19 protein-coding genes are annotated in these 23,122 nt (G+C 72.2%); 10 read left to right on the plus strand and 9 right to left on the minus strand.

Annotated elements, in window-relative coordinates; all coding sequences use genetic code 11:
* Positions 1-24 precede the first annotated feature (24 nt).
* Positions 25-1,245, minus strand: coding sequence for a glycosyltransferase family 4 protein (locus QSK20_RS08850; RefSeq protein ID WP_285788090.1), 1,221 nt, complete (start codon positions 1,243-1,245; stop codon positions 25-27).
* A gap of 144 nt (positions 1,246-1,389) precedes the next feature.
* Between QSK20_RS08850 and QSK20_RS08855 the strand changes: the two genes are divergently transcribed.
* The gene (locus QSK20_RS08855; protein WP_285788091.1) at positions 1,390-1,941 is read left to right on the plus strand and encodes an arsenate reductase/protein-tyrosine-phosphatase family protein; all 552 of its coding nucleotides are present in this window, start codon (positions 1,390-1,392) and stop codon (positions 1,939-1,941) included.
* On the opposite strand, the gene QSK20_RS08860 is transcribed toward QSK20_RS08855, so the two are convergent.
* Positions 1,922-3,370 (minus strand): tyrosine-protein kinase domain-containing protein, encoded by a 1,449-nt coding sequence (locus tag QSK20_RS08860; RefSeq protein WP_285788092.1) that lies wholly within the window; start codon positions 3,368-3,370, stop codon positions 1,922-1,924. The two genes, QSK20_RS08855 and QSK20_RS08860, sit on opposite strands and share 20 nt — an antisense overlap.
* 201 nt (positions 3,371-3,571) lie before the next feature.
* On the opposite strand from QSK20_RS08860, the gene QSK20_RS08865 reads away from it, so the two are divergent.
* The gene (locus QSK20_RS08865; RefSeq protein WP_285788093.1) at positions 3,572-5,458 is read left to right on the plus strand and encodes a polysaccharide biosynthesis protein; all 1,887 of its coding nucleotides are present in this window, start codon (positions 3,572-3,574) and stop codon (positions 5,456-5,458) included.
* Positions 5,459-5,665: 207 nt separating this feature from the next.
* Positions 5,666-6,988, plus strand: a complete 1,323-nt coding sequence (nhaA, locus tag QSK20_RS08870; protein ID WP_285788094.1) for a Na+/H+ antiporter NhaA — start codon at positions 5,666-5,668, stop codon at positions 6,986-6,988.
* Positions 6,989-7,172: 184 nt separating this feature from the next.
* Here nhaA and QSK20_RS08875 read toward each other — a convergent pair whose 3' ends face one another.
* Both QSK20_RS08875 and QSK20_RS08880 read right to left on the minus strand, forming a co-directional pair.
* Positions 7,173-7,460, minus strand: coding sequence for a hypothetical protein (locus QSK20_RS08875; RefSeq protein WP_285788095.1), 288 nt, complete (start codon positions 7,458-7,460; stop codon positions 7,173-7,175).
* Positions 7,457-7,822 (minus strand): DUF1622 domain-containing protein, encoded by a 366-nt coding sequence (locus QSK20_RS08880; protein ID WP_145832537.1) that lies wholly within the window; start codon positions 7,820-7,822, stop codon positions 7,457-7,459. The genes QSK20_RS08875 and QSK20_RS08880 overlap by 4 nt, the downstream gene beginning before the upstream one ends.
* A gap of 108 nt (positions 7,823-7,930) precedes the next feature.
* Here QSK20_RS08880 and QSK20_RS08885 point away from each other — a divergent pair, with 108 nt between their 5' ends.
* Together QSK20_RS08885 and QSK20_RS08890 are read left to right on the plus strand one after the other, a co-directional pair.
* The gene (locus QSK20_RS08885; RefSeq protein WP_285788096.1) at positions 7,931-9,325 is read left to right on the plus strand and encodes a hypothetical protein; all 1,395 of its coding nucleotides are present in this window, start codon (positions 7,931-7,933) and stop codon (positions 9,323-9,325) included.
* 46 nt (positions 9,326-9,371) lie between these two features.
* On the plus strand, positions 9,372-9,896 hold the full coding sequence (locus tag QSK20_RS08890) for a GNAT family N-acetyltransferase (RefSeq protein ID WP_285788097.1): 525 nt from the start codon (positions 9,372-9,374) through the stop codon (positions 9,894-9,896).
* A 52-nt stretch (positions 9,897-9,948) separates the two neighbouring features.
* Here QSK20_RS08890 and QSK20_RS08895 read toward each other — a convergent pair whose 3' ends face one another.
* Positions 9,949-11,247, minus strand: a complete 1,299-nt coding sequence (locus tag QSK20_RS08895) for a DUF4386 domain-containing protein (RefSeq protein WP_285788098.1) — start codon at positions 11,245-11,247, stop codon at positions 9,949-9,951.
* A gap of 99 nt (positions 11,248-11,346) precedes the next feature.
* On the opposite strand from QSK20_RS08895, the gene QSK20_RS08900 reads away from it, so the two are divergent.
* Entirely contained in the window at positions 11,347-12,009 is a 663-nt protein-coding gene (locus tag QSK20_RS08900) for a TetR/AcrR family transcriptional regulator (RefSeq protein WP_285788099.1), read from the plus strand.
* 16 nt (positions 12,010-12,025) lie between these two features.
* On the plus strand, positions 12,026-12,316 hold the full coding sequence (locus QSK20_RS08905; protein WP_285788100.1) for a hypothetical protein: 291 nt from the start codon (positions 12,026-12,028) through the stop codon (positions 12,314-12,316).
* A 69-nt stretch (positions 12,317-12,385) separates the two neighbouring features.
* On the opposite strand, the gene QSK20_RS08910 is transcribed toward QSK20_RS08905, so the two are convergent.
* Complete coding sequence (locus QSK20_RS08910) at positions 12,386-13,066, minus strand: TetR/AcrR family transcriptional regulator (protein ID WP_285788101.1); 681 nt, start codon at positions 13,064-13,066, stop codon at positions 12,386-12,388.
* A gap of 103 nt (positions 13,067-13,169) precedes the next feature.
* On the opposite strand from QSK20_RS08910, the gene QSK20_RS08915 reads away from it, so the two are divergent.
* Positions 13,170-14,132 carry an NAD(P)-dependent alcohol dehydrogenase gene (locus QSK20_RS08915; protein WP_285788102.1) on the plus strand — a complete coding sequence of 321 codons (963 nt, stop codon included), beginning with the start codon at positions 13,170-13,172 and terminating at the stop codon, positions 14,130-14,132.
* 175 nt (positions 14,133-14,307) lie between these two features.
* Here the strand turns inward: QSK20_RS08915 and QSK20_RS08920 are convergent, their stop codons facing one another.
* The gene (locus QSK20_RS08920; RefSeq protein WP_285788103.1) at positions 14,308-14,907 is read right to left on the minus strand and encodes a dihydrofolate reductase family protein; all 600 of its coding nucleotides are present in this window, start codon (positions 14,905-14,907) and stop codon (positions 14,308-14,310) included.
* Positions 14,908-15,239: 332 nt separating this feature from the next.
* Positions 15,240-17,252, minus strand: a complete 2,013-nt coding sequence (locus QSK20_RS08925; protein WP_285788104.1) for an acyl-CoA dehydrogenase family protein — start codon at positions 17,250-17,252, stop codon at positions 15,240-15,242.
* A gap of 232 nt (positions 17,253-17,484) precedes the next feature.
* Between QSK20_RS08925 and QSK20_RS08930 the strand changes: the two genes are divergently transcribed.
* A complete protein-coding gene (locus tag QSK20_RS08930) occupies positions 17,485-19,524 on the plus strand; it encodes a hypothetical protein (protein WP_285788105.1) in 2,040 nt (679 codons plus the stop codon).
* A 244-nt stretch (positions 19,525-19,768) separates the two neighbouring features.
* Here the strand turns inward: QSK20_RS08930 and QSK20_RS08935 are convergent, their stop codons facing one another.
* Positions 19,769-21,148 (minus strand): hypothetical protein, encoded by a 1,380-nt coding sequence (locus QSK20_RS08935; protein WP_285788106.1) that lies wholly within the window; start codon positions 21,146-21,148, stop codon positions 19,769-19,771.
* Between the two features lie 358 nt (positions 21,149-21,506).
* Between QSK20_RS08935 and QSK20_RS08940 the strand changes: the two genes are divergently transcribed.
* On the plus strand, positions 21,507-23,099 hold the full coding sequence (locus tag QSK20_RS08940) for a S8 family peptidase (protein ID WP_285788107.1): 1,593 nt from the start codon (positions 21,507-21,509) through the stop codon (positions 23,097-23,099).
* The last annotated feature ends 23 nt before the right edge of the window (positions 23,100-23,122 follow it).

The following is a 23,122-nucleotide window of genomic DNA, read 5'->3' on the forward strand; positions in this document are numbered from 1 at the left end:
GAGCGATATGGGCGTTTCGTGATATCAATTCGGGTTCGACGCCGCCGCGCGCCCGGCGGCGACGTCGTAGAGCATCCGTTCGATCCGGTCCACACCGGCCCGCAGGGACATGTCCCGCTGGTACGCCTCCCGGCCCCGCTGGCCCATCCCGGTGCGCGCCTCGGCACCGATGGTCGCGGCGAGCCAGAACCGGTCCGCCAGCGCCGCCCAGTCCTCCGGCGGGCAGGACAGTCCTGCCCGGGCCCGCTCCACCATGGTCGCCGGGTCACCGGCGGCGGCGGCGATCACCGGCGTGGCGCAGGAGAAGGCGGCGGGCAGCTCCGCGGGCACCACGCCGCGCAGTTCGGGCAGGTCCCGCAGCGCCACCAACTGGTAGTCGGCGGCCGCGTACAGGTCGGCCGACTCCGCCGGCGACCGCCGCTCGACGAAGCGGACGTTGCGGACCCCCCAGTCGGCCACCAACTCCCGCAGGCGGGGCTCGTCCGCACCGGAGCCGGCGAGGACCAGGTCCATCCGGTCCGGCACCGCGGCGGCCGCCCGGACGGCGGTCTCCAGCCGCTGCCGTTCGCCGATCGCGCCCGCGTGCATCACCACGCAGCGCCCGGCGCCGCCGATCAGACGGCGGACGGCGGGACTCGGCCGGGCGGGCCGGAAGACCCGCTCGTCGGTCCAGGGCAGCACCAGCCGCACCCGGGAGGGATCGGTGCCGGCGGTGGTCGCCATGTCCCGCATGGACGGGGCGGTCACCGCGACCGCGTCGGCGTCGCGCAGCAGCCGGCGCAGGACCGCGGCGGTCCTCTCCCCGCCCGGTTCCCCGGTCAGCTCCGCACGCGGCCGGACGTCCTGGACGTGCAGCACGACCGGCACCCCGGGCAGCGCCCGCCGCAGGGCAGCGGCGGCGAGGGTCACCGCCGGCGTCTGGCAGACGTGCACCGCGTCGACGCCGGCAAGGAACCGGCGTCCGGCCAGCGCGGCGGCGGTGGCGAAGGTGAGCTGACCGGCCAGCCGCGCCCGGGGCGAGGTGTCGGCGGCGTACCGGGGCACCCGTCGCACGGTCAGTCGCTCGCTGCGGGTCTCGTACCGCCAGCGTTGCCGCCACCCCGGGTGGATCCGGCCGCCCGGGTGGTGCGGGAACCCGGTCAGCACCCGCACCTCGTGGCCCCGGGCGACCAGTTCCTCGGCCAGGCTGCCGGGCAGGAACGCCGGCTCGGGCGGGAAGTGGTAGGTCAGGACGCCGATGCGCACCGGAGCACCCCCGTCCCGCCCGTCGGCGCGGCACCCGGGCACACCGGGCGGCCCAGCGCATACGATGCCGGCATCCCCTCACCCGATCGCCGGCCGCCACCTGGCGCCGCCGGCTCCAGGACGTGCCGTGACCGAGGGGCCCCCATGACCGAGCAGGTGCTGTTCGTCTGCCACGCCAACCTGTGCCGTTCACCGATGGCCGAGTACCTCGCCCGGCGGGCGCTGGACCGGTGGCCGGTGTCGGTGGCGAGCACCGGTACGGACGCCGTCCCGGGCCGGCCGATCCACCCGTACGCGGCGGTGATCACCGCCGCCCGGGGCATCGACGCGAGCGGGTTCCGTAGCCGACGGTTGCAGGTCGACCAGCTCACCGACGCCACGCTGGTACTGACCGCGACCCGGCGGCAGCGCACGGTCTGTGTCGGGTTGGCCCCGGCGACGCTGCACCGGACATTCACGCTGCGCCAGTTCGCCCGCCTCGCCGCGGTGGCCGACCCGCCGCCGAGGACAGCGGACCGGCCGGTGCGGGCGGCGGTGGAGGCCGCCGCCCGCGCCCGGAGCCGGCTGCAACCGATGCCGGACGCGGACGACCTGGTGGACCCGATCGGCGGTACCGCAGCCGACTTCCAGCGGTGTGCCGAGGAGATCGAACGATCGATGGCGCCGATCGGGGCACTCATCGCGGCAACCGGGTGAGTTCCTGCGCGGCCTGACCCGCGCCGGACCGGTGACCCGCGCCGTGCCGGGCAGCGGCCCGGTCGGCCGGCACGTTCCGACGGGCCGCGGCCACCCGGTACGCCTCGTACTGGTAGGCGTCGGCCTTCGCCACCCGGGCCATGTTGAGCACGCAGCCGAGCGTGCGCACCGAGACCGAGTGCAGCGCCTTCGCCGCCCGGGCCACCTGGTTGCGGGACGTACGGCCCTGCTGGCTGACCATCAGCGCCCCGTCGGCCTGGACCGCCACCACCACCCCGTCGGTGACCGCCAGGATCGGCGCGGTGTCGATGATGACGATGTCCGCCGACTCGCGCAGCGTCAGCAGCAGGTCCGCCATCGCCTTGGAGCCGAGCAGCTCGCTGGGGTTGGGCGGGTTCGAGCCGCTGGGCAGCACCAGCATCGACCGGTCCCCCCACCGCTGCACCACGTCACCGACCTCCACGTCGCCGAGCAGCACGTCGGTCAGGCCGACGCCGCGCTCCAGACCGAGGTACTCCGCCACCCGGGGGCGGCGCAGGTCCGCGTCCACCAGCAGCACCCGCCACCCGGCCTCGGCGAGCGTGATGGCCAGGTTGCAGGAGAGCGTGGTCTTCCCCTCCCCCTGGAGGGCACTGGTGACGGCGATGATCCGGGCCGGTTCGTGCACGTCGACGAAGCGCAGGTTGGTGCGCAGCTTGCGGACGGCCTCGGCGCGGGCCGAGGTCGCCGCGTCGCCGACGACCAGCGGCGCGGTCCGTGCGACCGCGTCGAAGGGGATCTCGCCGAGCAGCGGGCTGCCGGTGGCGCGCTGGAGTGTGTCCCCGTCGCGTAGGCGCGTGTCGACCAGGCCCCGCAGCACGGCCAGCCCGATCCCGGCGAGCAGCCCGAGCAGTCCGCCGAGCAGCAGGTTGCGGTCCATGCGCGGCGAGACCGGGTTGACGCCGACACCGGGCCCGCTGACCACCTCCATCTTGACCGAGGAGCGCCCCTCCGGCGGGGTCTCGACCGTCTTCACCAGATCGGCGAACTTCACCGACACCGCCTCGGCGACGCGCAACGCCCGGTTCCGGTCGGTGTCGGTGATCGTCGCCTCGATCAGCACCGTGCCGTTCTGGAGGTTGGCGTCCAGCCGGTCCTGCACCTGCTGGGGGGTCAGCCGCAGCAGGGGGTCGGCGGCGACGGTGCGCGCGAGCCGGTCGCTGCGCAGCAGGTCGGCGTAGGACTTCACCCGCTGCTGGAGCCAGAGGTTGCCCTGGTAGGCGTCGGTGACGCCCTGGGACGGCGTGGTGACGAAGAAGGTCACCGACGCCACGTAGCGGGGCTCGGCCCGGACGGTGAGCCAGCCGGCCGCCCCGAGCGCGAGCAGGACCGTGACCAGCACGATCCACCACTGGCGGCGGACGAACTGGAGGTAGGTACGGAGATCCATCAGGCGCGCCCCCGCATCCCGACCAGCACGTGGATGAACTGCACGAAAATCCCCCAAACTGGATATAAGCCGTGACAGGATGAAGACCGCTCACCGGCCGTAGGAACCATCTCGCCGAATGTAGTCGATGAATCGCCGCAATAGGTCCCATTCCCCTCAATGGGACACCGACCATTACTCACCTATCGTTGAGGGCACAAGATGGACCAGGCTTCTCCTGCCGAACCGGAGCATCCGGCGCCGCACCGGGACTGGGTGACCCGGCGCACCGCGACCCTCTCCCTGATCACGTTCGACGTCCTGGCCTGGGTCGCCGGCTTCATGGCCGCCGCCTGGACCCGGTTCGAGTTCGACCTCACCGCCGGACACGCGGCGCTGGTGCTGGCCAGCGCACTGGTCTGCGCCGTCGTCCACACCGGCATCAACCAACTCTGGCTCACCGTCGGCGGCCGGCACCCGGTCGGCAGCGCCGACGAGGCACGCTGCCTCGCGGCGACCGTCACGCTGGCCACCGCCGCCATGCTCGCCTCGCTGCTGCCCATGGCCGCGCGTCCCGTACCGGCGACCACGCCGCTGCTCGGCGGCGCGGTCGCGCTGCTGCTCATGGTCGGAGCCCGCACCGGCTACCGGCACCACCGCGACCGCCGGGACCGGCCCGTGCCCTCGGCCAGCCGGACCCTCGTCTACGGCGTCGACGCGGCCAGCGAACGACTGATCCGCGCCCTGCTCAGCGACCCGCGCAGCCGGTACCTGCCGGTCGGCCTGCTGGAGGACGACCCCGACCGGTGGCCACTGCGCCTGCACGGTCTGCGGGTGCTCGGCGGCCGGGCCGACATCCAACAGGTCATCCGCCGCACCCGCGCCACCACCGTCATCTTCTCCATGGCCGGCACCGACGCCGACCTGCTGCGCGACGTCCGCAGCCGGACCCTGGAGACCGGGGCCGCGTTCAAGGTGCTGCCCCCGGTACGCGAACTGCTGGAACGACCGGTGGCGGTCACCGACGTGCGGGACCTGCAACTGACCGACCTGCTCGGCCGGGCACACCGGGCCGCCGACCTGACCGTCGGCGGCAGCGGGCTCGCCGGGCGGCGGGTGCTGGTCACCGGAGCCGGCGGTTCCATCGGCTCCGAACTCTGCCGGCAGATCGCCCGGTACGAGCCCGGTGAGCTGATGATGCTCGACCGGGACGAGTCCGCGCTGCACGCGCTCCAGATGTCCCTGTACGGGCGGGCCCTGCTCGACGGGCCGGAGCTGATCCTGGCCGACATCCGCGACGCCGAGGGCATCGCCCGGATCGTGGCCGACCGCCGGCCGGACGTGGTGTTCCACGCCGCCGCCCTGAAACACCTGACCCTGCTGCAACGGCACCCCGGCGAGGCGGTCAAGACCAACGTCCTGGGCACCCTGAACGTGCTGGAGGCGTGCCGGGACGTGGCCCGGTTCGTCAACATCTCCACCGACAAGGCGGCCCGCCCGGTCAGCGTGCTCGGCTACTCCAAGCGGGTGACGGAGCGCCTCACCGCGCACCACGCCCGGCACCTGGGCGCGGCCTTCCTGAGCGTCCGGTTCGGCAACGTGCTCAGCAGCCGGGGCTCCGTGCTCAACGCGTTCCGCGCCCAGATCGAAGCCGGCCAGCCGATCACGGTGACCCACCCGGACGTGACCCGGTACTTCATGACCGTGCAGGAGGCGGTGCACCTGGTCCTCCAGGCCGCCAGCATCGGCCGGGGCGGCGAGGCGCTCGTGCTGGACATGGGGGCGCCGGTCCGGATCACCGACGTGGCCCGCCGGCTCGCCGCCGAGGCCCCGCACCCCACCGAGATCGTCTTCACCGGGTTGCGGCCCGGCGAGAAGCTGCACGAGGACCTCTTCGGCCCCGGAGAGGCCGACAGCCGCCCGCTGCACCCGCTGGTCTCGCACGTACCGGTGCCGCCGCTGGCACCGGAGGAGTTGCACGCCCTCGACCCGTACGCGGACCCGGAGGAACTGGTGAAGCGGCTCGACGCCCTCTGCGCCCCGGACCGCCTCGGACGTGCCGCTCCCGCCCCACGGGTGGGTCCGCGCCCCCGCGCGTTGCCCGGCTGATCCGCCCACCGGCTCCGGCCGACTGATCTGCCCACCGGCCCCGGCCGGCTGATCCACCGACCGGCGTCGGCCGGAGCCGAGTGAGCTGCGTCCCAGCACCACCGCTCGCCGGTTCCGGCCCTGGTCGGTAAGGTCGGAGCCGGTGTGCCGGGAAGTCTGGTCGGCGATGTGCCCTGCCGACCCCAGACGCCGAGACGAGTCACGCCGATGAGCCATCCCACTCCCCCGCGCCCGGACGACAAGCGCCGCCTCTTCACCCGTAGCTCCTCCTGGCCGGAGGCCCGTTTTCTCGGCAACATCCTGCGGACCGAGACGGTGGGCGGCGGTCTGCTGCTGTTCGGCGCGGTACTCGCCCTCGTCTGGGCGAACTCCCCCTGGTCGGACACCTACACCGCGCTCGGCGCGTGGGTGCCCTGGTCCGGCGGTGAGCGGCTGCACCTCGACCTGGACCTGGCCACCTGGGCCGCGGACGGCCTGCTGGCCATCTTCTTCTTCGTGGTCGGGCTGGAACTCAAACGCGAGTTCGTCGCCGGGGAACTCCGTGACCCCCGGCGCGCCGCCCTGCCGGTGGTGGCCGCCGTCGGCGGCATGCTGGTACCGGCGCTGTTCTACGTCGGGGTCATGCTGGTCAGCGGCACCGACGCGCTCCAGGGCTGGGCCATCCCGGTGGCCACCGACATCGCGTTCGCCCTGGCCGTGCTGGCGGTCATCGGCTCCCACCTGCCCCAGGGGCTCCGGGCCTTCCTGCTCACCCTGGCCGTGGTCGACGACCTGCTCGCGATCGTCATCATCGCGATCTTCTACACCTCCGGGTTCAGCCCGCTGCCGCTGGTCGCGGCACTGCTGCCGATCGCCGCCTTCGCGCTGCTGGTCCAGCGGCGCAGGACCTGGTGGTGGGCGCTCCTCCCGCTCGCGGTGGCCAGCTGGACGCTGGTGCACGCCTCCGGCGTGCACGCCACGATCGCCGGGGTGCTGCTCGGCTTCACCGTCCCGGTCCTCGGCGGAGGCACGGGTCCCGGCCTGGCCGAGCACCTGGAACACCGCTGGCGGCCGGTCTCGGCAGGCTTCGCGGTGCCGGTGTTCGCGTTCTTCGCCGCCGGGGTCTCGCTGCGCGGCACCGACGTGGGCGGCCTGCTCACCGACCCGATCGTGCTCGGCATCGCGGTCGGACTGGTGTTCGGCAAGGCGATCGGGGTGTTCGGCTCGACCTGGCTGATGGCCCGTTTCACCCGCGCCGAGCTCGACCGCGAGCTGAGCTGGTCCGACCTGCTCGGCGTCGCGTGCCTGGCCGGCATCGGCTTCACCGTGTCGCTGCTCATCGGCGAGCTGGCCTTCGGCGCGGGCACCGCCGCCGAGGACAAGGTGAAGACCGGCGTGCTGGCCGGCTCGCTGATCGCGGCCGTGGTGGCGTCGGTGCTGCTGGTCCGGCGCAACAAGGTCTACCGGCGCCTCGACGAACAGGACCGGCGCGACGACGACCGCGACGGTGTCCCGGACGTCTACCAGCAGCGCCCAGCCTCGTCGGGCTGACCGGACCGTCGTCAGCCCTCGGTCGTCGGCACCCGGCCGTCGTCGGCAGCGTCCGCGCCGGGGTGCCGGGGTGCCGGGGTGCCGGGGTGGGTGGCAGAGGTGGTAGCAGGGGACCCTTGTTACCGCTTTCTGCCGTGCAGGGGACCCCTGCTACCACCCGGGACCGGCGAGGAGCCCGGCCCTGTCAGCACCGGTGGGCCGGCGTCGGGGCACGCCGGTCCTCCGGTGCCCCGTCGGCGGTCGGCTCGGCGGCGGCCAGGGCGGCCCAGAGCAGGCGGCGCAACGCCACGATCGCCGCCGCCGCGGCGAGAGCGCCCCACCCGGGTGCCCCGCTCAGACGCAGCAGCCCGGCAGCGGTCAGCAGATCCAGCAGGATCCGCAGGGCGGCACGCCACGAGCCGGACGTCAGCAACACCACCACGGCACAGACCGAGGCGGCCGCGCCGAGCACGGTGACCCCGACGCGGATCACCGGTCGGTCCGGCCGGCGGTGCCGACCTGCTGCTGTTCCTGGGCGATCTCCCGACGCAGGAAGTAGTTCAGCGCGGTCCGGATGGCGGCGATCGCGGCGAGCTGACCGATCTGGGGGAACGTCGGGGAGACCGCCGTCCGCAGGATGTCGGCCGCGAGCTGGAACTCCAGTCCCAGGGTGAGGAATCGCCCCAGGGAGAGCCGGATCGGCGTGAACACGGCGGCGCTGCGGTGCCGCAGCCCCTCCACCACGAACCGCGCCGCCGCCCAACACGCGCCGACGAAGATCACCACCGCTCCGGCGACCTCCACCAGGGCGACCAGGACCTGGTCACCCAGGCGCAGGATCTCCTCCGGGCTCACCGGCCACCGTTACCCGCCACCGCCCCCGGTAGTCGCCGCCCGGGTTTCGGGCGGGACACCGACGCCGTCGCGGTGGTATCAAGAACCGACGCCAGCGGAGGAGGGGCAGTGCAGAGCTTCGCCGGTACGCTCGCCCGCAACCTCGTCGTCGCCGCGGTCTGCGCCGTGGCCGGACCGGTCCTGCTCGTCTTCGGCGCGCTCGGTGTCGCCGATCCCGGGGAGGCCGACCGCCGGATCCCCCTGGTCTTCCTCCTCGTCGGGCTGGCCGGCACGCTGGCGATACCCGTTCGCGCATTCTCCGGCACACGGGCCGACTACCGGGTCGTCACCCGCCGCGACCGGCTGGACGACGGCACCGGCCGGCCGGACGACAGCTTCGCCCTGTGGGCGCCGCGCGCCGACGTCACCCCGCAGGGCCGGTTCGCCGCGGCCGACGTCCTGGAGGCGACGTTCGTCCGGTACGGCGGCGACTGGGAGGGGACGTACCAGAGCTACGGCGGTGACCTGGACCCCGACGAGGTCAAGCCGCTCATCCGGTTACGGCTGCGGATCCACCCCGACGGCAGCGCGCCGTTCGGGTGGACCGACGAGCGGCGCGTGCCGTCGCTGTGTCTCTCCGCCGTAACCGCCGGACGTCTCGTCGCGGTCGTCGGGTCGACCCGTCCCGCCGAGGTCCGCATCGACTGGCCGCGCAGCGCCCTGCTGGCCGGCACCCGGCCCTGCCGGCTGGTCGGTCTCGACGGCCGACGCGTCGACCTGACCGGACGCCCCGACCTCCTGCTGGAGCAGATGCGGATCGCCGGCACGGTCGGTGGAATCCGGATGGACGTCGACACGATCGACCTCCGCCGCCTTGCTCCCCCGGTGGCGACACGACTCCAGGGCCTCATCGAGCGGGTCGGCGAACCCGCCGAGCGGCCTGCGCTTGAACCGACGCCGGACGGGCGGTCCCGGTGGGTGGTCGACGACCTCCCCGGCGGGGCGGGCACGTTCGGCGACCTCGACCGCCGATGGGCGCGCCACGGCGGCCAGCTCACCCGCGCCCGATTCCTGGAGCTGCGGGGCACGACGACCTACCAGCACCACGGCCCGGTGCTGGAGACCGTCCTGCGGATCTGGCCCGTCGAGGGCGGCGAGCCGTTCGACGCGCGGAAGAAGCTGACGGTGCCGATGAACTACCTCGCGCTCCTGCACCGCACGAAGGACCTCGTCGCACTGGTGAGCCCCGACCGCCGGGGTTACGAGATCGACTGGAACCGCAGCAACCTCGCCGCCGGGGTCACCCCGGCTTCCGTGATCGCTCCGGACGGCCGGGAGTTCGACCTGACCGGCCGGTTCGACCCGCTGTTGGCGATCATGCGGCTGCTCGTGGCGCACCAGGTCAGCGTCCCGGGCAACGTCCTGGACCTCCTCGCCCGCCGTACCTCCGCCATGGTGGCGCAGGTCATGGAAGCGCTCCGGACGAGCCTCGACCGGGATGCGACCGGGCCGGCCCCTCGATGAGCCGTGCCTCGGCCACCGCGCGACCGGGGAGCGTTATCGTCGCCGCATGCCCGAACTGGTCGCACCCACCGTCCGGCTGCACGCCGCCTGGCTCGACGCGCACCGCGAGTGGGGTCCCGGCCTCCACGAGGACGGATTCGGGCTGCGACCTTCCGACGAGGTCGATTCCCCGGCCGGATTCGCGGCCTGGGTGGCCCGGCTGCTCGACCAGTCGGATCCGACCGGGCAGCCGGACGCCGGCCGGGTGCGCTGCACGCACCGGTGGATCGTCGAGGACGGCCGGGTTCTCGGTGGGATCGCGCTGCGGCACGCACACGACGACTCCCTGCTCCGGGTCGCCGGTCACGTCGGGTACGGCATCCGGCCGTCCGCACGTCGGCGGGGTCTGGCCAGCTGGGCGCTGGACCGGATGCTCGACGAGGCACGGGGGCTCGGACTGGACCGGGTGCTGATCATCTGCGAGGTGGACAACATCGCCTCGGCGAAGACGATCGAACGCTGCGGTGGCGTCCTCGAGGACGTCCGGGACACCGAACTCGGCGCCACCCGCCGGTACTGGATCAGCACCTGACCCGCCAGTCCGGTTCCACGCCGGCGAGCGGCTCGCTGATCGGAGGTGGCCCTCAGGCCGCCTCCAGCTGCGCCGGTCGGGCGCCGGCCCCGTCCACGCCGGACCGGCGGTGGCTACGCGAGCGCGCGCCGAACAGAAGCAGCCATCCCATGAGGACGACCTCACCAGCGAACGTGACGGCGGCGACCTCGATCGGGTACGCGGCCGAGACCAGTGCTCCGATCGAGTCGGCGAGGTAGCCGGCGCCGGCGATCGCCACGAGCACCGCCACCCAGGTCGGCGCGGACGGAGACCGCCATGCCAGCCACCCGACCAGGAGCAGGTGGACGCCGAACAGGACCAGACCCAGGCTCCAGACCTCCTGGAAGTCGCTGATCTGCGCGTACACGCTGGGGCTGATCCGGTCGGTCGCCGGAGCGTCACGCCGGAGACCAGCGGCGGCGATCAGGTGTGTGATCGCGACAGCGAAAACAACCGCGTACCCGGTGCGACACCATGCCGAGAGCAGCGCGACGGTGCGGTGCGTGTCGGCGAAGAACGCCCGCAGCGCCCAGGCGACCAGCACGTCGAGGCAGACCACCGCGCACAGGGCGACGACGGCCAGGACAAGCGCCTGCCCGTGCGACAGCGCAAGGGTGGTGGTCCCGGCGGCATCGGTGGAGACCATCCGCTCTACGACGCCGAAGTTGGCCAGCCCGGCGAGAGCCGACATCAACAGCAGGCCGAGCCCGGCGGCCAATGCCGCCCGACTCGCCCGGGAGTCGCGGTCCGCGTCCGTCTCCGCGCTCGCCGCCCCGCCGAGCGGTGCGCCCGGATGCGCCACGGTGGCCGGCGCGAAGCCGCGAACGAGCAGCAGCAGGCCGAAGACGATCTCGAAGAGGCCTCCCGGGATCGCCAGCACGAGCCCGACCTCGGCCCCCATCAGCTCTGCGGCCGCGCCCGTCGCCAGCAGCGCGTATCCGCCGAATCCCCAGATCGCCAGCCAACCCGGCACCCAGCGCCGCCGACGCAGCGCCAGACAGAACGGCAGGCTGCCCAGCGCCAACGACAACATGGCCACCTGGTAGGCGACGTCGGCCGCGCCGGCCCCGAACCGGTCCAGCAGGACGATCCCGGCGGTGAGCAGGAACGCCTCCGCGCCACGCGCAACGAGGTATGTCCAGGCGCTTGCTGGATGCGGTCGGCGCAGCGCCCGGAAGACCAGCACGCCGATGGCCGCCACCATGACGGAGTTGAGCACCACGAGCGTCGTCCCGGCGAACTGCCCGGCGAGAGCGCTGCCGATGCCGTAGCAGACGAACGCCAACAGGACGAACGTGCCGACGAGTCTGCCGGTAACGCGGAGGGACATCTTCGCCTCCAAGGCTTCGTACTAAGTAAGGGGTACTAAGTACGATAGGCTCTGGCGGCAACACCGGTCAACGGCATGTCAGGGGACGGGACACACACGGTGAGCGAACCGGCACGGCAACTCAGTCGGGAGCGGGTGCTGCGGGCTGCGGTCGGCATCGCCGACGCGCGCGGCCTGAGCGGGTTGACCATGCGGTCGCTGGCCGCAGAGCTGGACGCCAAGCCGATGTCGCTGTACCACTACATCCGGAACAAGGACGAACTCCTCGACGCCCTCGTCGACGGGGTCTTCGCGGAGATCGAACTACCGGAGGTCGGCGGCGACTGGCGTGCCGAGGTGCGTCGGCGCTCGCTCTCCGCCCGCACGGTTCTCGCCCGGCACCCCTGGGCACTGACTCTGGTCGAAAGCCGGACCAGTCCCGGGCCGGCCACCCTGCGCCATCACGACGCCATGCTGGGCACGCTGCGGGCCGGGGGCTTCTCGTTGCGGATGACGGCCCACGCGTACGCGATCGTCGACGCGTACGTCTACGGCTTCGTGCTCCAGGAGGCGTCACTGCCGTTCGACAACGCGGACTCCGCCGACGCGGTCGCGGGAACGATCATGGAGGGTTTCGCGGCCGGCGAGTACCCGCATCTGATCGAGCTGGCCACGCAGCACGTCCAGCAGCCCGGCTACCACTTCGGCGGACAGTTCGAGTTCGGTCTCGATCTGATCCTCGACGCGCTGGCGGCGCAGGGCAAGGCCACGCGTCCGTCGTGAGCCGTCCGGCCCGGCGGTGACGTACCCGTCAAACGCTGCGCCGGAGCTGCGCCATCTCGTTCCGGCCGCCTACACCGCCGAGGGCCGGGCGCTGCGCGCGGTGATCAGCGCCTTGATCGCCACCGCGCCGGACATGTCCCGGCAGTTGGCCGAACGGCTCTCCGGCCTGGACGTCACCTACGCCACCGGCCGCCGCGTCGCCGACCAGCAGCTGCCCGGCGGTCGCCTCTTCGAGCTGCTGCGCACCGGCGCGACCGTCGACATCGGGGCCGGAACGGTGCGGGCGGACGATCACCTCGCCGCCTGAGAGCCAGGGCCGGTCGCGAAACTGGAGTTGCCGCCCGAAGAGCGTGCCGTGCGCGGGCGCCGTTTCGCGTCAGGCTCTGGAGGGCCGCCGTCTCGGGGAGCTGTCGGCCGCGAGCGGAAGACTGCGCAGCGACAGAGCGCTCGGCGGCGGTAGGGCCCGGTGAGCCGCCTCAGCGCGGAACGACTGGAGCAGGTACGCCACCAGGCGCCGGGACGCAGCACTGTCACGCGGCAGCGCGGTGACCAGACCGCAGTGGGACAACAGGGCCACGGCGAGGTCAGACGGGTGGAAGTCGGGCCGCAACGCGCCCGCTGCCTGGGCTCTGCGGACCAGGGTCAGGAGGTCGCGCTCGGCCCGTTCCCGGGCCTGCGCGTGTTCCGCCGTGCTGTCCGGGAAGGTCGCGACGAACGCGGCCGAAAACCCCTGTTCCTCCCGCTGAAGCTCGCAGGCCGTCTCGACCAGGCGCTGGAAGCCCCGCCAGGGGTCGGGGTCGGCCAGCGCCTCCGTGAGCGCCCGGGCGCAGGTCTCCATCTGCTGTGCGAACGCGGCCCGCACCAGGGCATCCCGGGTCGGAAAACGCCGGTACAGCGTCGCTACGCCGACCCCGGCCCGTCGGGCCACGGTCGCCATGGGCGCGTCGATTCCGTGCTCGGCGAAGACCGCGCGGGCGGAGACGAGGATGCGCTCCTGGTTGCGTCGGGCGTCGGCCCGCAGCCTGGCCGGGCCCGCAATCCGAGAGGATTCCTCCACCACTGTTTCTCACCTCCGCCTTAACCGGACGATGCCGTCCACTTAACAGCCTACGCTCGGGGCCTGATCCCCCGCACGGCCGCTGGTGGCGAAGGTGAGAACGATGGACGACAGCATGATGAGAGCAGTACTTTTCGACCGCTTCGGCGGCCCCGAGGTGCTGTACGTGGGCCGGGTACCACGCCCCGAACCGGGGCCTGGCGAGGTGCTGGTGCGGGTGCGCGCGTTCAGCATCAACGGTGGCGAACTGGCGGCCCGTTCCGGCAGCCTCCGTCTCTTCACCGGACGGAAGTTCCCGCAGCGCGTCGGGTTGGACCTCACCGGCGAGGTCGCCGCACTCGGCGCCGGCGTGACGGACTTCGCGGTCGGCGACCGTGTGTGGGGCATCGTGGGCCGTACCGGATTCGGCAGCGCCGCCGAGTACGTGACAGTCCGTGCCGAGCGGCTCGGTCGGGTCCCGGACGGACTGGATCTGGCGGCAGCCGCCGCACTGCCGGTGGCAACCACGGCCATCACGGCACTGCGCGACAAGGCCAGGCTTCGCCCCGGCGAACGACTGCTCGTACGCGGCGCTGCGGGCGGTGTCGGCAACGCCGCCGTCCAGCTCGGACGGGCATACGGTGCCCAGGTGACGGCCCTGGCCCGCGCCGCCAACCTTGACTTCGTCCGCACGCTCGGCGCCCGTCACGCCATCGACCACCGGACCGTCCCACCGAGGGAACTGGGCCTGTTCGACGTGGTCCTCGACACCGCGGGCACCGACCTGCGGGCCTTCCGGCGCCTGCTGACACCCGGCGGACGCATGGTCACCATCACCTTCGACCCGGCGCGGCCCGCCGCCTCACTGGGCTACATCGCCGCCAGCGCCGTACACGGAGGCAGCCGGGTACGCTTCTTCAGCGGCAACCCCACGCGGGCACTCTTCGACGACCTCGCCCGTCAGGTGGCGGAGGGTGGACTGCGCCCGGTGGTGGACCGGTACTTCTCGTTGGAGGAGACAGCGGCGGCACACCGGGCGCTGGAGGCGGGCGGGGTGCGGGGCAAGTACGTGGTCAGGGTCGACTGAGAGGTCCCTGAACGACCCGGGCGGCGAGCGTCGCCCCGCCTGAACCACGCCGTCGGCGGGAAGACAACCGCGTCCCGACGCGGCGGTTGACGCCTGCGCATACGGCGATTTGACGCAACCCGAGTTCGTGATGGGCGACCCCATCCGGCCGGACCAGCCGTCAGCGCTCCGCCTGTTATGCACGCGCCGCCGACGAACGGACAGGGCTGTCGTCCACTGCCCGAGGGCGGTAGCGGAGGTGTACGACGCCGTTTCGGAACCGGCGCTCATCGAGAAGCTCGAACTCTGCGCGCATGCCGGTCGGCAGCCCTGGCTTACCCCCGCCGACGACAACGGGCAGGACGAATAACTGACACTCGTCGACCAGCCCGGCCCTGAAAGCCTGCGCCGCGAGGTTGGCGCCTCCTACGGTGAGATCGCTGCCGGCCGTGGCCTTCCGCTCGTGTACCGCGGCGGGGTCGAAACGGCGTTCGAGTCGGGTGTCGGCAGTTGACACCGCGGCGAGCGTCGTGGAGTACACGACTTTGCTCGCCGCCCGCCAGGCGCTCGCGAAGTCGGCCATGAGGTCGGACTGCGCAGCCAGAGCGGCGTCGGTCTCCCAGACGGCCATCGCCTCGTACAGGCGCCGCCCGTAGAGAAACGTGCCCACAGACCGCAGGAGGTCGGTGGTGAACGCGAACACCTCGTCGTCGACGGGGAACCAGTCGAACGCGCCGCGTTCGTCCTCGATGTAGCCGTCAAGCGACACGTTCGTCACGTAGATGAGCTTGCCCATGCCGTCACCCCTCGATGGTCGATCGAACTAGATCAACAAAGTCGGGCCGTCTCACGACTCCCCTGGCCCGGGAGGCCACAACCGACTGCCCTCACCTGGTCTACGAACGACCCACGGCAGATCCGACACCGCGCCGGAAACGTCCTCAGAACTTCCGCCGCTCGACGCCCACGATCCTGAAACGCCCTCGCTCGTCGAGACCCTTGACTCCGAACCGGCCGCGCCTTCATCTGCCACACAGGCCGCAGCGCCGGATGACCGTGCCGAACGGGGCTGTCGGCAGGTGAGATCGCAGTTCGGTCCCGGCGCAACCGGGGATGGCGCTCTGCGCCTCAGGTCGACGACATCGCGGTGGCGCGGCTGCTCCGCGGTGGATCACCGGTGGCGTCGTGGGCGGCCATGATCTCCTGTCGGTGGGGTTCCTCGCGGAGGATGGCGCAGTGCAGCCACGTCTCCGGGATGGCGAAACCGTCCACGAGCGTCCGCATCTGCGGGCGCAGTTCCTTGAGCAGACCGTTCACCACGCCGGTGATCGCCTTGGAGCGGGCCGGCGTGAGCCGTCCGTGCTCCAGGAACCATCCCTTGTGGGCCTCGATGACGCTGAGCGCGTACAGGTCGCAGACCCGGGCCAGCAGCGCCTGGACCGCCGGGTCCGCCGTGTCTTCGATGCCCGCGACGAACGCCTCCAGGGTGACCCGGTCGACGTGCGCGGCGGCGACGGCGAGGACGTGGTCCTGGACGTCGTTGAAGATGTCGAACGGACGGTCCTTCTTCGTGGCCGCGCCGTTGCGGAGGCGGCGGACCGCGCCGTCGAGGAGGTGCCGCTCGCGGTCCTCGAAGAGCCTGAGCTGCCAACCCCGGTCGGTGACCGCGACCTCCTCGTCACGGCCGGGAACGGCACTGGTCAGCCGCTCGATGAGCGACCGCGCGGCGGTGCGTTCGAGCACCATCTCACGGACCTGTTCGGCGACGAAGGAGGCGCGTCCCCAGCCGTCCAGCGAGCCGAACGCGTCCCGGTAGCCGGTGAGCAGTCCCTTGGCGACCAGTTGGAACAGCACCGTGTTGTCGCCCTCGAACGTGGTGAAGACGTCGGTGTCGGCCTTCAGGCTGGGCAGCCGGTTCTCGGCGAGGTAGCCGGCCCCGCCGCACGCCTCGCGGCACATCTGGATGGTGCGGGTCGCGTGCCAGGTCTGGGCGGCCTTGAGGCCGGCTGCCCGGGACTCCAACTCCCGTTGCCGGTGCTCGTCGACCGGCCCGTCACCGCCCTGCGCCGTACTGAGCGCGGCGACCAGCTCGGTCTGGGCGAAGTGCAGCGCGTACGTGGTTGCCAGGGCGGGCAGCAGCTTGCGCTGGTGGGCCAGGTAGTCGTTGAGCAGCACCTCCCGGTCGGCGTCGGGGGCACCGAACTGGCGACGGAGGTCGCCGTAGCGCACCGCGATGGTCAGCGCCGACTTGGTGGCCGCCGACGCCGCGCCGCCCACGCTCACCCGGCCCCGGACCAGGGTGCCGAGCATGGTGAAGAAGCGCCGGGAATCGTTCTCGATCGGGCTGGAGTACGTCCCGTCCTCCGCGACCTGGCCGTACTGGTCCAGCAGCATGTCGCGCGGCACTTGTACGTGCGTGAAGCTCAGCCGCCCGTTGTCGACGCCGAGCAGGCCGGCCTTGGGTCCGGCGTCACCGATCGTCACGCCGGGCAGCGGGTTGCCGTCCGCGTCGCGGATCGGGACGAGCCAGGCGTGCACCCCGTGCCGCCTCCCGCCGGTAATAAGCTGCGCGAAGACCACCGCCATCCGGCCGTCCCGGGCCGCGTTGCCGATGTAGTCCTTCCGGGCCGCCTCGTGCGGGGTGTGCAGGTCGAAGGTCTGCGTCTGCGGATCGTAGACGCAGGTGGTGCGGAGCGCCTGGACGTCGGAGCCGTGGCCGGTCTCGGTCATCGCGAAGCAGCCGAAGATCTCGCCCGAGACGATGTCCCGCAGGTAGGCGTCGTGGTGCCGCCGGGTGCCGAGGGCCGCGACCGCGCCGCCGAACAGGCCCCACTGCACGCCCGCCTTGACCATCAGCGACAGGTCGACCTGGGCCAGCATCTCGGTGGCGACGATCGAGCCGCCGACGTCGGACCTGCCGCCGTACTCCGTGGGGAAGGCAGCAGCGATACCCAGCTCGACGGGGAGTTCGGCGAGCAGCCGGGTGATCCGCTCACGTGCCTGGTCACCGGTCTCGCCGTACACCGGGAGGAAGCGCTCGTCGAGGCGTTCCCGGTGCGCGTCGCGGACCTCGGCCCACGGTCCGTCGAGTACCTCCCGGAGGCGGGCGGGGTCGATGCGGTCGCACGCGTGATCGGGCATGGTCACCCCTCGTATAGCGGACAAATACCCACAAGTCTGTCTGCGATCAAGAGTACCGGCCCGCTGCGGTCGTGCCGTGGGGGAAGTCCGCCGGAGGGCGGGCGGGGCGAAGTGCCCGCCCGCGACACGGAGAGCCCCCCTTGCCGAGATCCATCGACGGGCGTAGGAAGAACACCACGCTCTCACCGCCAACGCCATGCCGGCGGCGCGCCACCACCCAGCGTCGAAGGAGATGCATGTGACCACACCCGGACGGCTCCGTCTCACCGTGTCCGTGCTGGTGACCGCAGGTGCCGTCCTGCTCGGCGCGACCGCCGCCGCCGCGCCGGCGCCCCCCGCGCCCGCCGGAAACCGGGCGGCCTGCGATCCGATCGACCCGACGGCCTGCCTGCTGCCGTTCCCGAACGACTACTACACCGTCCCGGACCGGACCAGCCCCACCGGCAAACGGGTGCGGTTCGCCGCCGCCGCGATGCCCGCCAACGCGCAGGGGACCCCGATCGACGCGACGGAGTGGAACCGGCAGGACGGGTTCAGTCCCGGCTCGCCGATCCTGGTGCGCGTGCCCGGCCTCGACGTCGCGACGACCGGGATCGCGCCGGTCACCGACATCGGCCGTTCGTTGGCGCCGGACGCGCCGATCGTGCTGCTCAACACCCGGACCGGCGAACGCACGCCGTACTGGGCCGAACTGGACGCGCACGCGGTCGGCCAGCCCGACCGGCAGCTGCTGATCATCCGGCCGGCGGTGGCGCTGGCCGAGGGCACCCGGTACGTCGTCGGCCTGCGCGGTATGCGCGACGGCGGGGGCACGCTGATCCCGGCCCCGAGGGCGTTCACGGCATACGTGTCCGGCGCCGGCCTCGGCCACCGGGACCGTCGTGTCCCGCAGATGAAGCGGATCCTCACCGACCTGGGCCGGGGCGGCATCAAGCGGCACAGCCTCTACCTGGCCTGGGACTTCACCGTAGCCAGCCGGCACGGTCTGACCGGCCGGATGCTGGCAATCCGGGACGGCGCGTTCGCCGCCCTCGGCCGGGCCGCACCGTCGTTCACCGTCACCCGGGTGACCGACTACCAGCCGGAGCAGGAGCCGCTGATCGCCCGGCAGGTGATCGGCACCGTCGGCGTACCGTCCTACCTGACCGGCGACGGCGGGCCCGGCTCCCGGCTGCACTACGGGCCGGCCGGCGGCGCCGGGACGCCACCGACGCCGAACGCCCTGCCCACGCCGTCCGGCACTACCGTGGCGGCGGACTTCGTCTGCAACATCCCACGCAGTGCCTCCGCCGCGCAGCCGGCGCACCTCTCGCTCTACGGCCACGGCCTGCTCGGCAGACCAACCGAGATCAACGCCAGCAACGTCAGGACGATGTCGCACACGTACGACTTCACCTTCTGCGCGACCAGCTGGATCGGCATGGCCGCCGCCGACGTCCCCTACGTGGCCGGCGCCTTCACCGACCTCAGCGCCTTCCCCGCGGTGGCGGACCGGTTGCAGCAGAGCTTCCTGAACTTCCTCTTCCTCGGCCGGACGATGATCCACCGGGACGGGTTCGCCGCCCACCCGGCGTTCCAGGACGCCAGCGCCCGCCCGCTGATCGACGTGGCGGGTGGGTTGCACTACGACGGCAACAGCCAGGGCGGCATCAACGGCGGCGCGTTGACCGCCATCGCCCAGGACTGGACCCGCTCGGTGCTCGGCGTGCCGGCGATGAACTACTCCACCCTGCTGCAACGCAGCACGGCCTTCGCCCCGTTCCAGGCCGTCCTGGACGGCTCCTACCCGGACAAGGCCGACCAGCAGGTGATTCTCGCGCTGCTGCAGATGCTGTGGGACCGGTCCGAGGCCAACGGGTACGCCCAGCACATGACGGACCGGCCGCTGCCGGGCACCCCGGCACACCGGGTGCTGATGCACGTGGCCTTCGGCGACCAGCAGGTCTCCCCCGCCGCGGCGGAGGTCCAGGCGCGGACCGTGGGCGCCCGCCTGCACACCCCGGCGCTCGCCGACGGCTGGTCACCGGACGTGCGGCCGTACTGGGGCATCTCGCCGATCCGCCGGTACCCGTACGCCGGTTCGGCGATGGTGGTCTGGAACAGCGGCCGGGCGTACGCGCCACCGCCGACCAACCTCGCCCCGGCCGGCCCCGAGTACGGCGACGACTCGCACGAGTTTCCGCGCGCCCAGGCCGGGGCCCAGCGACAGAAGGCGGTGTTCCTGCTCACCGGCAAGGTCATCGACGTCTGCGCGCAGGGTCCCTGCCCGTGACTCCGGTGATTCCGCAAGCGGGCCGGCCTGCACCTGGCCGGCCCCGGGCCGGATGTCGTAACCCGCCGGCCGACGGCCGGGCCGGACTGGACGTGGTTGGAAGGCCACACCAGCAGCACCGGCGCCACGGCGATGGTGAGGCCGGCGAAGAGCTGACCGGGTCGGTCAGGGCCGGATCGCTCCCGGAGCTGCCCGAGTCACCCAACCGAGGGCTCGCCAGCGACGGCAGGACGGACCGGCCGTCTCACGACTCCCTTGTCCCGGAAGACCAAAACCGACTGCCCTCGCCTGTTCTACGAACGACCTGTGGCAGATGCGACACCGTGCCGGAAGCGTCCTTCTTCCGGACCGCGTCCCACGCGGCGCCGAGCAGCTCGAGCATCCGGTACAGCGCGTACAGCGCCCACAGGGGAACCAGAGGCGCACAGATCAGGAGGACCGCGTCGCCCAGGTAGTGGGTGCTCTCCAACAGCCAGCCGCCGGTCAGCAGGACGGAGCCCAGGACGACGGCCCAGGCCAGGACGCGGCCGGCTTTGGTCAGCGACATCCACAGGCGGGCGTTGTCGGCGCCGTCTGGTGCCGTCTGGTCGCCGACCTGGGACTGCAGGGCGAGGCTGTCGATGTCCCGGGCAGCGGCCCGATCGGTCTCATGTGGCGACTCGCGCAGCACTGCCGACAGGGCGCGCAGGTCGTCGTGGTGGCGAAGCCGTCCCGTCCGCGGATCGCCGAGTAGCGCCACGGCGTACGGGAACCCGAGCAGCCACGCCCGGCCGTAGCCGCGTTCCGCCCCCGGTGGCAGCACCACGATTGTGCCGCCGTGCATGTCGTAGCGGTCGGTCCGGTCGCCGACCACCCGAACGAGTTCCGTGCCGGCGACCGCCACCTCGACGTCGACGAGGCCGGTGGCATGGCTGAACCGCGTGACGAACTGGGCGTACGCGGCGGCGACCGCGAGCAGGCCCAGTACCGCGACCGCGGCGCCGAGCAGCTCGTGCAGCCGGGCCGTGAAGCCGGTGAGCAGCAGCGCGGGAACGACGGCGAACAGGTACCAGCCGACGAAGAGCAGGAAACGCCGCCGGTTCAGCCAGCGCTGCGTCCGCACGCCCTCCGCGCCAGATGGAAAGGCGGGAAGAACTTTCCCGCCGTTGCGTCGTTGCCGGGCGTCCTCGCCCGGCAACATCGCGTTGAGGCGGTGGACCCGAACCTCGAGGCGGTCGCCGGCCAGACCCGCCAGGTCGCGGACGAACTGCTCTTCCTCGATCTTCAGGTCGTCCAGGTCGAACAGCCGCACGGCCGGTCGCCCGTCCACGGTGGCCCGCAGGTCACTCGGAACGCCCAGGCTGACGCCCGGGTCCGGTACCAGGTAGAGCGCGGGAACCATCCGGCGGCGACCCCGCCCCTCGATCCTCCGGTTCTCGATCACCACCGCTGAGATTTCGGCCCATCGCAGGTCACCTCGGTACCGGCCGATCCGCACCCTCCAGCCGTCCCGGTCGACATCAACCTGAAACCGCTGCAACGCGTACCAGAGAAAGTTGGCCGCCATGAACAGGGCGAGCAGCGAGATCAAGCCGGTGCAGAGCCGCCCGGACACCGAGGCGCGGACAGTGAACTGCAGGCTCACCAGATGACCGGAAAATCCCGCCAGCGGCGCGCCGAAAACCACCGCGATCACGCGGGAGCTGACTGGACGGCGCAGATTCACCCCTTCATCATCAACGAACCGGGCAACTTGACCCCGGCCTCGTCACCGTCGAACCGCACAACAGTTTCAAGCCCCAGTTCAGAGCCCTATTGCTGGTACGCCACCAGGGACTCGGACCCCGCAGTTCACCCGTCCACGAACCCGTCCGGCCTCCGGCCGCCCGAATTGCCGGCAGGCGAACAATCCGGTGGCCGCTTTCGCGGTTTGCCCCCGACAGGGCGCTGCGCTCGCCGAGTCACGTTGACAGCCACCGAGTCGAGCCCAATTATCGGCATTCATGAATACAAATGGAGTGCGCTGGCGGCGACTGGCCGCCCTCGGCGTAGCGGCGACCGCAGCGACGATCGTGGCCGCAGCGGCCCCGGCGCCGGCGGTCGCCACCGGACCGGTGCGGGGCGCCGGCAACCCGGACGCCGTCGCCGGCAGTTACCTCGTGGTGTTCGACGAGCACGGCACCGGCCAGGACCGGGCGGGGGTGCGTACCCTGACTGACCGACTGGCATCGCAGTACCGCATGCGGGTGGAACACGTCTACGAACACGCCCTGCACGGCTTCGCCGGGACGATGAGCCCGGCCGCAGCCCGCCGGCTGGCCGCCGACCCCGACGTGTCGTACGTCGAGCAGAACCTCGTCGTACGGGCACTGGGCACCCAACCCGCTCCGCCGTCCTGGGGCCTGGACCGGATCGACCAGAGGAATCTTCCGCTCAACCGCAGCTACTCGTACCCGACGACGGCGGCCGGCGTGCAGGTGTACGTCATCGACAGCGGGATCCGCACTACGCACGCCACCTTCGGCGGACGGGCCACCTGGGGCACCAACACCACTGGCGACGGCGCCAACACGGACTGCACCAGCAGCGGCCACGGCACGCATGTCGCGGGCACCATCGGGGGCGCCGAGTACGGCGTCGCCAAGGGCGTCTCCCTGGTCGCGGTCAAGGTGCTGGGGTGCGGTAACAGCGGCACCCTGGCCGGCGTCGCCGCCGGGGTCGACTGGGTCACCGGACACCACGCCACCGGCGCGCCGGCCGTGGCCAACATGAGCCTGGGTGTCGCGACCAGCAGCAGCACCCTGGAGAACGCGGTCCGCGCCTCCATCTCCGACGGTGTCGTCTACACGATCTCGTCCGGCAACAGCGACAGCGACGCGTGCGGCTTCACTCCGGCGCGGATCCCCGAGGCGATCACCGTGAATGCCAGCACCAGCGCGGACGCCCGGGACTCGTCCTCGAACTGGGGCACCTGCACGGACATCTTCGCGCCAGGTGAGGACATCGTGTCGGCTTCCAACGCCTCCGACACCGCCGCCGCCACCCTCAGCGGCACGTCGATGGCCGCCCCGCACGTCGCCGGCGCCGCCGCCCTGGTGCTCGCCGGGAACACCGGACTCACCCCGGCCCAGGTGGCCGCTGCCCTCTTCAATGCCGCGACCATGAACAAGGTCACCAACCCGGGCACCGGATCGCCCAACCGTCTGCTCTTCACCGGCCCGCCGGCCCAGCCCGGCACCGCCGCACTCATCCGGTACTGGTGGTCGGGGCGCGATCACGTCAGCTCCACCACCCATCCCGGCAGCGGCTACCAGCCGGAAGGCGTCCTCGGAATGGTCCACACCGGCCAGGTGGCCGGCACCTACCCCCTCTACCAGTGCGTGGCCGGCTCCGACAGGTTCACCTCCCGCCAGGCCGCCTGTGAGGGACAAACCGTCCTCGGGGTGATCGGCTACGCCTACGACGCACCGCCGGCCGTCCCCCACCAGGCCGTCTACCGCTGCCTCGTGCTCAGCAACGGTGACCATTTCGACTCGAACAACCCGAACTGCGAGGGCCACCGGACCGACGGGCTCAACGGCTACCTGCTCCGGTAGTCGGCGGCGGGCGCGGCCAGGGC

This window comes from Micromonospora sp. NBRC 101691, assembly GCF_030269285.1.
Taxonomy (GTDB): Bacteria; Actinomycetota; Actinomycetes; order Mycobacteriales; family Micromonosporaceae; genus Micromonospora; species Micromonospora echinospora.